The sequence below is a fragment of the Deltaproteobacteria bacterium genome (assembly GCA_019308925.1).
Classification (GTDB): domain Bacteria; phylum Desulfobacterota; class B13-G15; order B13-G15; family RBG-16-54-18; genus JAFDHG01.
Genome location: JAFDHG010000086.1, coordinates 1 through 9,729 on the forward strand (window position 1 = coordinate 1; position 9,729 = coordinate 9,729).

Consider the following 9,729-nt stretch of genomic DNA (forward strand, 5'->3'; position numbering starts at 1 on the left):
AAAAACCCTAAAATCCGCGATTTCGTAGCCCTAAATAGCTTGTAAGTATTTGATTTTACAGCGGGTACAAATGACCAAAATGCCATATTCGGACTTTTTCGACAGTCTCAACGCCGGAGTTCACTGGCGCTGATTTCCGCGTTCGCTGCAACGACTTGTTGGTTCACAAGTACCAATGTTGCAGGAACTCATAACTTTAAGGAAGTCCTCCTTCCTGCTTATGGGTTTCGGCCGGAGAGGGAGCTTCCACTGGCCTTAGCACCACGATTGTTGCCCCCCATCCCCCTGCATCCTCTCCTGCCAACCGGAATGAAGCCACTTCCGACATCTGGCCAAGGATTGAGTGGACCGTCCGTAGCATGGCTCCAGTACCTTTGCCGTGAATGATGCGTACCTTGAGGATTCCCCGTTCTCGGCAGGCGGCCAGGTAGTCGGGCACCAGTTCTTTCACCTCACGAGGCTGAAAGGTATGCAGGTCCAGTGTGCCATCGATAGGGACTTCAATGGGTTCGGGCTCGTCCATATGGTCTACATCCTCCCACGCCTTAGGATTGATACCAGAAGCCAGAATCCCATAACACCTGCGACAATGAAACCAGCAAGACCAATAATCGGTATCTCGAGCCATTTTGGAGGAATGTCAGAAAGCGCGACGAGAGAAGAGCCAATAATCAGAGATGCCAGCACAATGGCAAAGGCAATGCGATTGCTGATTCGGTCATGGGTGGAAAGCATCAGGTCCAGCCCACGATGCTCAAATTCTATTTTTACCTTGCCCTCCCTGACCTGTTTGAGGATCGCACGTAGCTCCCCGGGAATTTCCTTTAGAAGGTGAACAGATTCGGTTCCATAGTCAATCATATCTTCGGCGATTCTTTTTGGGCTAAGGCGGCTCAATTGGATGTGTCGGATAAAAGGTTCGGCATGCTTTATTATCTCAAAATCCGGATCCAACATCCTGCCCAGCCCTTCGGCGGTGCTGAACGCCTTCATCATGAGAAACAGATTAGGTTTAAGGCACAATCTATGTCTGGTGACTATATCTAGGAGTTGCTGCAGCAGTCTTCCAACTTCCAATTCCTTCAGAGAGCGATATAAATGCTGGTCAATACATTCGGCCAGATCTCTTTCAAGTTTGCTTCTGTCTGGCTCCTCATCGTAATAGGTGAGCTTGAGCATAGAGTCCACGACCTTTTTTTCGTCCCTGCGAACAACTTGCATGACTAGGTCTGTAAAGTCCTCCCGCTCTTGGCGACTTATACGCCCCATCATGCCAAAATCAAGATAACAGATAGCATTATTCGGTAGAATGAAGATGTTTCCTGGGTGGGGGTCGGCATGGAAGAAACCGTGGACAAAAATTTGTTTCATAATCAAATTGGCACCACGTCTTGCGATTTCCTGAAGATCGTATCCCTCTTGTCGAAGACAATCGACCTCGGAGGCCTTGATGCCGTCTATATACTCCATGGTAAGGATACGCTCAGTTGTTATTTCACGAAAGACCTTGGGGACGTAAATAGTTTCATCATCTATAAACTGTCTGGCAAAACGCTCGATATGTGATGCCTCAGTGGTGTAGTTTATCTCCTTTTCGAGGCTGCGAGCGAATTCCTCAACGATCCTGGTAGGGCGGAGGACCCCCAATTCTTCCAAGTGCCGCTCCATAAGAGTGGCCAGATGGAGCATTATTTCAAGGTCAACCTCTATGATCCTTCGGATGCCAGGGCGTTGAACCTTTATAACCACTTCCTCGGTGTCCTTTAGCTGTGCCTTATGCACCTGGCCTATGGAAGCGGCGGCAAGCGGAGTATTTTCGAATCGTTGGAATATCTCTTCTGGGAATTTACCAGTCTCCGATTTCATAATTTCTATGACATCGTCATAGGGAAATGGAGGTACCTGGTCTTGGAGTTTTGAAAGCTCTTGTATATATTCTAAGGGAATGAGGTCCGGACGGGTAGAAAGTATCTGACCCAGCTTGACAAAAGTTGGCCCTAGCTCTTCCAAGGCCTTTCTAACCCTCTCGGCCCTGGTCAATTTCTCTATCTGCTCCCGTCGTTTTCTGGAAATCTTTTGAAGGCCAATTTCAAGATATTGTTCTACCCTCAGGATGTCTATAAGATCCCCAAAGCCGTATTTAAAGAGAACACGGAGTATCTGCCGGTAGCGGTTGAGGTGACGGTATGTGCGTCCTATGACGCCAATTTTTCTAATGCTCAGCACTTAGTCTTTCGCTTCCCCTTCCTTTATGGCCTTTACCAGTTGTTTCAACTGTTTTTCTAACTTCAGGAAATCGTCTCTGGTGACAAGGTTCATTTTTTTCATGGTATCCCTTGCGACTTTTTCTATCTTTCCTTCTACCTCTTTCTTGGCATCCTCTGACTTTTTTGAAAGCTCATCAATAAATTCTTTTCCCTCTTTTTCTGAGAGTTTTCCCTTTTTAACAAACTCTTTTGCCAGTTCTTCAACCTTGTCTTTCGTCAAAAAGGCCAATCCTAAACCGGTAAGCATGGTTTTTTTAATGAGATCAAACATAACTTTCCTCCTTTCAGTTTTTGTTATGGCTTTCTGAAATATTCCACAGGGCCTAACTATTACTTATAGAGAAGCATTCTTAAATGATATCTTAAATCATTGTATTAGGAATTTAAAGGAATAAACTCGATAAAATCAAGAAAGGATTAGATCCTGCTCCATACTTTTGACGGAGTGTAGATGACATAATGAGGATTCAGGGGCATCAGGCTTTGCTGCCTTGGTGTACCCCTCTTTGCATCATCTATTTATCCTTTTCCATAAGGTTTTATTCACGAGGTCAATAACGCCCCCTTTTCTCGTCCCCTTAAAGGCGTTGGTATGTTGCTATATGCTACAGTGTTGCATTTTTATCTCACCCTAAAAAAAGTGTAAGTTAAACAGCTTAAACAGAGGTTGCGTTGCACCATGAAACGCTACCGAAGCTTACTTTTATTCACATGAAATAACTCAATAATAACCGGTGGTTGGAGGTTGGAGGTTTGGCATATAAAATGCAGAAATTTTATAAAAACCATCTAAATGGAGGTGTAACTATGCCTTGGGGCGATGGAACAGGTCCTTGGGGATTTGGTCCTATGACCGGTAGAGCGGCCGGCTATTGTGCTGGCTATCCGATGCCTGGTTACGCCAACCCCGCTTTCCCAAGATGGGGATGGGGAAGAGGAAGAGGAAGAGGAAGGGGAAGGGGTTGGTGGGGGCGCGGTCGTGGCTACCGTCGTATGTATTGGGCCGCAGGACCTCGTGGTCTAGGGAGGTTTGGGTATGGTACCTCCTGGGGCTGGGGAGCTCCTGCAGCATGGTGGTAGTCGAGCACCAAACAGTAAACAATTGAGTTCCCGAGGGGCTAGATTTTCAAAAGCTGGAGCAAGTTGATGAGTTCTGCTAAAAGCTGACAGGCTAGCATGGAGATATAGAAAAAGGGGGTATCTGCCTGCCCCCTTTATCGATGGTTAACGAGTAGATGGCATCGTTAGTCAATGGAGACATCAACTCATATCAACTCGTGATTTAGATATAATTTGTCCATCCTTCAAGATAAATGGACAATAGCCGTTTCATGAACCTATTACAGCTGTACAATAAGAAATTTGTTGATTTTTGATGAAAGGAGCCAGTAGATGGAGAAAGTACGATGTCCATTTTCGAAGGGAAAGTGTCGAGATTGTCCCATCTTTAGAGGAAGGCATTATCGCTGCCCTTTTCACAAGGATTATCACAAGGGAAGGACCTCAATAAGCAAAGAGCGGGAAATACCCCCTGTGCTTGAGCCGTGTTCGTCGTGGTTGATTGCTCCGGATGCTCCGGACCCGTGAGGTGCAGGGATAGGCCTTGACTTGAGCATTAACACGCGTTCACAATCTTGCTCGCACCCGTATGGCGCAATTCCACAACCTTCACAATATCCGCAGAGTGTGTCAGTCGTTTATCCACTTGACAGGAAACCGCTCGCTTTGCAATGGTTAGATTACTACCTTTAACATGGCGGCACTCCCCTAAGTCTCAAAATTCTGCTCTGCCCTGTCGAGGAAACCTCCGGCGTTACGTAGCATTGCCGTGGTTGGTCACGTGGTAGATGGCACGTGGTATTCAATCAGCAGAGGTCTAGTTATACGAAATTGGTAGACAATTATATTTTGTATCTCAAGATGTTGTTGAAAAAGTGATTTTCCGCAGGCTGTTCAAAAATGTTCAGATGCAAGGCCCTCGAAATCCTGAGGAGTGAGGCCTACTTGGACGTACACCGCAACGACGAAGGATGAGAGAAACGCAGCAGATGGGCGTTTTTCAACAGCCTGACAAGATTTGATCCTCTTGTTCCATTCTTCTTCTGGTGGTATAAAATTTAGGCGGACATATCAAGGATGTGTAACTGACCATTCAGTGCAAGGGCCTGCTGGGTCCACTGGAGATTGAGTCCAAGGGTGATAATTAGTCTGATCTTAAGTTTTGAGGAAGGGCCAAAGCTTATTGGCTGAAAGAGCTTCAGCTCCTTTTAAAGGCCCTGTGGAGGATGTCATGGATTGTGTGCTTGTCGGTTCAGGCGGCATGATGCCCATGCATTATCGGTTTCTTACCTCCCTGGCTATCCGCCACCAGGGGCAACTCTACATCTTCGATGCTGGGGAGGGGGCCCAGCTCAACCTCAAAAGGGCGAGACTGGGCATCAAGCCCCTCCGGGTCCTGGCCATCAGCCACCTCCATGGGGATCACTGTCTGGGCGTTCCAGGTCTGTTGATGATGCGAGCCCAGGTGCCTGACCCCGGTCCCCTTACGATCCTTGGACCGCCGGGGATCAAATGTTTCGTTTCCCAGCTTCACGAACTGATCGACTTTTTCATCAACTTCCCTATCCACTTCGTGGAATGGCACAAAACTATCCCAGAGGTGGCCTACCAGGATGAATTGGTTCTCATCCGCTGGGCCCCACTGAAGCATACTGCCTTCTGCCTGGGATACCGTCTCGAAGAACACAGCCGTCCCGGAAAGTTTAGACCCGGGGCTGCCCGAGCCCTGGGCGTTCCCTTAGGCCCACTGTGGGGCAAATTGCAAAAGGGAGAACATGTGACCTTAGAAGATGGGACCCTCATTTCGCCGGACCAGGTATTAGGAAGGCCCAGACCAGGACGTCATGTCTGTTATGCTGTGGATACCCGGCCTAACAAGGCCCTGTATCGCCTGTGTCAGGACGCGGATCTGGCCTTTTTGGATGGTATGTTTCTCCCGAAACACCGGGCAGAAGCGGAGGCCAAAGGACATATGACTGTGGACGAAGCCGCACGCGTGGCCTCAAGAGCTGGGGTCCGGCAGGTAGTCCTCGTGCATATCAGCCCCCGGTACCGGGATGATGAGATGGAAGAACTCACCAAGGCCGCAGCCGAGGGGTTTGAGCGCGCCGAGATGGGTCGAGACCTACAGTTGTACCCAGTCTCCTATCGAGATGGGTAACTATCAATTTTTCTTCTTGATAAATTATGGCTTCTGGACGGAAGACCTGCCACTATATGAATGGGATGTTGTTGATTTACTCAAACTGCCTGGCCATTCATCCCCGCCCTGTGGGCGGGGAGCTTCACTCCACTTAATATAATCAACAACATCCCCCCTTCGCTTACCTTCAATGTTCAGATAAATTCGTAGCTGTCTTTAAATAAGGTTTGATGCTTTAGCTTCTTTCATACCTTCCCATTAATTCTGTCTCTGCAAGAATATGACCTTCCATTGCTTTTTCAACCTGCTTTTTGGTTGCTTTTTCCGTAAGATCCAATTCCGTATCTAAAGCATAAAGTTTAAAAAAATACCGGTGTTCTCTATCGGGCGGACAGGGACCATTGTATTTCAAGTTCCCGCTGGTTCCAATTCCATGAGTACCGTCAGGTTCTTCTCCTTCTTTGATATCAGATAAACTCGCAGGGATGTTAAAGACAACCCAGTGGTCCCACATACCATCTGCTCGGAGATACTTTGGAACATCTAGGTCGTCCATTATCAAGACCAAGCTTTTTGTCCCAGAAGGGACATCAGATATTGTTAATGGGGGATTGATGTTTTCTCCATCACAAGTGTACTTTACAGGTACCTTTCCTCCGTGCTGAAAGGCAGAACTTGTAAGTTTCATTTTTTCTACCCCCTTTGCTTAATGAAAATTCTCTCTAGTCCTAATAAAAGGCTACCTTATAGAAATAAATCTGTGTAATCTGGTATTCCTTGTCATGTATAGAATTGCTGGTATATCTATTAAATATCAAATTTCTCAGGGAAAGGGAATAAGCATTTTGGGGGGGTAGATTAACATTCAAAGGTTAATAAGGGACATCTGTGAAATATTAACCTTCTCAGCCAAGCTTCTCTGGGCAGTAACGGTGTATGATCAGTCTTGAATCAGAAGGGTGCTCAAAAGTATCCGTAATTCAATGGCAACCCGAGGGTTTTCTTAAAAATGTCAAAATGTCACGGACGTTCCCCTTTATTTTTTTAAGCAAGGTACCTAAATATTGGACCCCTTCTGAACCAGTCAATAACAAACCCAGCCCAAATATCCCCCAGCTTAGTGCATATGTCCCTATACCTATAAAATAAAACATCGGTCTGTTTGTCTTTGTAGCCAAGACAGCGCAAACCAACATGGCTCCCCAACCCAAAGGTTGGTTGATTATTAATAGAATAACACCTATTCCAAATTTAAATCTAAATTTCATATCTCAGATTCAGAAATTTTTTACACACCCTAACATTGAAAGGCTAATACATAGGGTAGTTTTATTGCCACCTAATGTAGATCTCAGTTGCGCGATTCACCGCGTCGGCTGCGAGAACTTTTAAGTGAAGTAGCTTTTTGTCAAAATCAAAGATTTACCCCATATTTTTTTCTAGCAAATCGTTACTACCAAACTTCTAATGGTCGTCCTTGCTTATCTTTAAACGTACCCGCTATGATCATAATCAAATCAATCAGAGGCCAAATGCCAAAGAACCCGCCTATTGTGACAATTGTCAAAATCCCTGTCCCTACTTTACCTACGTAAAACCGATGAATACCTAGTGCTCCTAGAAAAAGGCAAAGAAGTAGGGCTGGTAATCGCTTTTTATCTGACAATTCTGGCATGATATCCTCCTTTCTCCATGTACTAGCTGCTATTTAACTAACGACCAAGCTCAGCCGTGCGGTTTACCGTGTCGGCTGCAATGGTTGGTTTGGTTATGTACTGATATACTGAACTTATCTGTTGAGTTGAACTTAATGAATAAGCACTTCTCCAGCCAAGAGCTATTTAACATATTTGATAATGTACCTAATATTCACTCATCTACTTGTTTCATTTTTTCTCTGCTTTGACATATATTTCTTTTGGAGCCTTATCGAAATACTTGAAGAGTGCCGGGCAAAGCCATCCTTCGGAATTATATTCCTCAGAGTAATACCAGTTGCCGCCTGCTTCCTCCCGTTTCCAGACAAGTTTTATTGTATATTCTGGAAATGGAGAGGCAGAAAACAGCAGACGAAATCCTTTATCGGCATTTGGAATGTCCTCGACGAGTTTATCCATCATCTCTGGGATTCCCGCCACAAAAGGCTCTCGGACAAGGCCGACGCAAGGGTCATCAAAGACCCATGTCCCTTGGTACCGATATGGTGATATGACGAAAATAGAGTTGGTAGGCCGAGTTGCCTTGGACGAGTCTGTGATGGCGGAGGAGTCCTGCTCCTTTGTGTCACATGAACATAATAGAGGAATCAAGAGTAGCAAGAGCAAATATTTTCTCACGGGAGGGCCCTCCTAACCCCAAAATAGGCCAAAATAGGGGACATCCATGAAATTATGCAATTTGGCTCTTCTCCCATTTAGTTGGTTGTATATAAGTAAAAGTAGTGGACATTGCTACCCTTTCTGGGTAAATTATCTTTGTTAAACTATCCGTCCAGAAAGGAGGTAAGCAATGTCCAAAATCAATGTTAGAGCATTTTTCAGATTTTGCAAGGTAAAGGTCATCAGACAGACAGTAAATTTGACAGAGGGATGGGTGAGGGTTGTCCTGAGGCCGGATGGAAGATATCTGCCTTGAGGCCGGATGGAAGATATCTGCCTCGGTGTCATAAGTGTGGCAGCCCAGTGAGGGATGTCCATTGCTTCAGAACGAGGACGATCAGGGATCTGAACATCTTTGATGTGAGGGTCTTTCTCAAGGTCACCTACAGGGTGTTGAGGTGTCCTGGGTGTGGTTTTGTGGTAGAGGATCTGGGGCTCTTTGATCCTTACAGGAGGGTCACCAGGAGGTTGGAACGGTACATCCTGGAGTTGTGTCGGCTCATGAGCATCAAGGAGGTGGCAGAGCACCTCGCTCTTTCCTGGAAGACGATAAAGGCCATCCACAAGGCATCTCTTGTGAAGAAGTTTTCTGATGAAGATATCGGCATGGTGAGGATCATTATGGTGGATGAGATCTCGATTCGCAAAAGACATCGGTATCTTACGCTGGTGGTTGATTGGGAAACTGGAAGGGTGTTGTGGATCGGCAAAGGCAGGAGGTATGAAACCCTGAAGGGATTTTTTGACTCCCTCACCCCTGATCAACGGGAGCCAATAGAGGCGGTGGCCATGGATATGTGGGACCCCTACATCAGGGCAGTTAAAGAGGGGTGTCCTTCTGCCTCGATAGTATTTGATCGGTTTCATGTGATTTCGCAGTTTAATAGGGTGATCGATAAGGTGAGAAATGCCGAGTACAGGAAGGCTACTGGTGTTGGCAAGGAGGTGATAAAAGGGAGCAAGTATCTTTTGCTTAAAAGGGCTGAGCATCTCACTGCGGAGGAGAGACCTAAACTTTCTGCTCTTCTTGAACTTAATGAAGCGCTCAATAAGGTCTATGTGCTCAAAGAGTATCTTGGTGGGCTTTGGCAGCAGTTCTGCCCTGAAGGTGCAATGGCATCCCTTGAACATTGGTGTGAGCTTGCCTATGAGAGTGGGATAAGGGCCTTGAGGAAATTTGCCACAATGCTAAGATGGAAGGGATCAATAACAAGATCAAGGTGATTAAACGCAGGGCGTACGGTTTTCATGACACCGAATATTTCTGCCTGGTGATAAAAGATGCATTCGCTTCAACCAACTAAATGGGAGAAGAGCCATACGAAAGAACTCGATAAAATTTTGTATCATTATAAATTAAGGGGGAAATTTGCTAAATTTAGGGGAAAATATGCAAGATGACCAAAAAATTGTTATTTTTGATAAAATAATAACTCGTAAGGAATTTTTTGAAGAAAAGGAAAGGTTTCGTAAGGCACAGGCTACCTTATCTTTTGAAGAAAAGATAAAGAGACTGGTTGATTTGCAAAAAATTGCCTATAGTTGGGGGGAGAAAAAAGATGTGACAATTTGGGAGTTATAATGTTTGTGATTAATCTTGCTCGCCAGTTAATTGCAATTGCCAAGAAAGAACTGAAATAAAACAACTCAGAGATGAATTGGATAAGAAGGAAATTATGACAATGGCCTGATGGGTTGGTTCGGAAAGCCACCGAAAAAGTTAAGCTATGGCCTCTCGGTGTTTGTGAGCGACATCCCCCCAAATAGGGAAGTTGAGCTTGTTGATGACAGGTACTTCCCTGCTGGTGATGAAGGGGAATTGTCCTCAAAACCAACCAGAATTTCAGCATAACTGATTACCGAGATTGCTGTTGCACGGGGA

General features: G+C 45.6%; 12 protein-coding genes. 6 read left to right on the forward strand and 6 right to left on the reverse strand.

Going from position 1 to position 9,729, the window contains the following annotated elements:
* Nucleotides 1-196: 196 nt before the first annotated feature.
* The 3 genes from JRI46_11610 to JRI46_11620 are packed head-to-tail and all read right to left on the reverse strand — an operon-like array spanning nucleotide 197 to nucleotide 2,538.
* Nucleotides 197-523: a Smr/MutS family protein gene (locus JRI46_11610; GenBank protein MBW2040212.1), complete on the reverse strand. Its 327-nt coding sequence runs from the start codon at nucleotides 521-523 to the stop codon at nucleotides 197-199.
* Between the two features lie 5 nt (nucleotides 524-528).
* The gene (locus tag JRI46_11615; GenBank protein MBW2040213.1) at nucleotides 529-2,226 is read right to left on the reverse strand and encodes an AarF/ABC1/UbiB kinase family protein; all 1,698 of its coding nucleotides are present in this window, start codon (nucleotides 2,224-2,226) and stop codon (nucleotides 529-531) included.
* Nucleotides 2,227-2,538, reverse strand: a complete 312-nt coding sequence (locus tag JRI46_11620) for a hypothetical protein (protein MBW2040214.1) — start codon at nucleotides 2,536-2,538, stop codon at nucleotides 2,227-2,229.
* Nucleotides 2,539-3,074: 536 nt separating this feature from the next.
* Between JRI46_11620 and JRI46_11625 the strand changes: the two genes are divergently transcribed.
* Together JRI46_11625 and JRI46_11630 are read left to right on the forward strand one after the other, a co-directional pair.
* Nucleotides 3,075-3,347: a DUF5320 domain-containing protein gene (locus JRI46_11625; GenBank protein MBW2040215.1), complete on the forward strand. Its 273-nt coding sequence runs from the start codon at nucleotides 3,075-3,077 to the stop codon at nucleotides 3,345-3,347.
* 1,210 nt (nucleotides 3,348-4,557) lie between these two features.
* On the forward strand, nucleotides 4,558-5,487 hold the full coding sequence (locus JRI46_11630; protein ID MBW2040216.1) for a ribonuclease Z: 930 nt from the start codon (nucleotides 4,558-4,560) through the stop codon (nucleotides 5,485-5,487).
* 217 nt (nucleotides 5,488-5,704) lie between these two features.
* Here the strand turns inward: JRI46_11630 and JRI46_11635 are convergent, their stop codons facing one another.
* The 3 genes from JRI46_11635 to JRI46_11645 all read right to left on the reverse strand — a co-directional run bounded on the left by JRI46_11635 (nucleotide 5,705) and on the right by JRI46_11645 (nucleotide 7,727).
* A complete protein-coding gene (locus tag JRI46_11635; GenBank protein ID MBW2040217.1) occupies nucleotides 5,705-6,157 on the reverse strand; it encodes a YbhB/YbcL family Raf kinase inhibitor-like protein in 453 nt (150 codons plus the stop codon).
* A 765-nt stretch (nucleotides 6,158-6,922) separates the two neighbouring features.
* Nucleotides 6,923-7,144: a TM2 domain-containing protein gene (locus JRI46_11640; protein MBW2040218.1), complete on the reverse strand. Its 222-nt coding sequence runs from the start codon at nucleotides 7,142-7,144 to the stop codon at nucleotides 6,923-6,925.
* 211 nt (nucleotides 7,145-7,355) lie between these two features.
* Complete coding sequence (locus tag JRI46_11645; protein MBW2040219.1) at nucleotides 7,356-7,727, reverse strand: hypothetical protein; 372 nt, start codon at nucleotides 7,725-7,727, stop codon at nucleotides 7,356-7,358.
* 330 nt (nucleotides 7,728-8,057) lie between these two features.
* Here JRI46_11645 and JRI46_11650 point away from each other — a divergent pair, with 330 nt between their 5' ends.
* The 4 genes from JRI46_11650 (at nucleotide 8,058) to JRI46_11665 (ending at nucleotide 9,699) form a co-directional block, all read left to right on the forward strand.
* A complete protein-coding gene (locus JRI46_11650; protein MBW2040220.1) occupies nucleotides 8,058-9,071 on the forward strand; it encodes an ISL3 family transposase in 1,014 nt (337 codons plus the stop codon).
* Nucleotides 9,041-9,151, forward strand: coding sequence for a transposase (locus tag JRI46_11655; protein MBW2040221.1), 111 nt, complete (start codon nucleotides 9,041-9,043; stop codon nucleotides 9,149-9,151). Before JRI46_11650 ends, JRI46_11655 begins: the two co-directional genes overlap by 31 nt.
* 86 nt (nucleotides 9,152-9,237) lie before the next feature.
* A complete protein-coding gene (locus tag JRI46_11660) occupies nucleotides 9,238-9,429 on the forward strand; it encodes a hypothetical protein (protein MBW2040222.1) in 192 nt (63 codons plus the stop codon).
* A gap of 108 nt (nucleotides 9,430-9,537) precedes the next feature.
* Nucleotides 9,538-9,699 carry a hypothetical protein gene (locus JRI46_11665; GenBank protein MBW2040223.1) on the forward strand — a complete coding sequence of 54 codons (162 nt, stop codon included), beginning with the start codon at nucleotides 9,538-9,540 and terminating at the stop codon, nucleotides 9,697-9,699.
* Nucleotides 9,700-9,729: the final 30 nt, after the last annotated feature.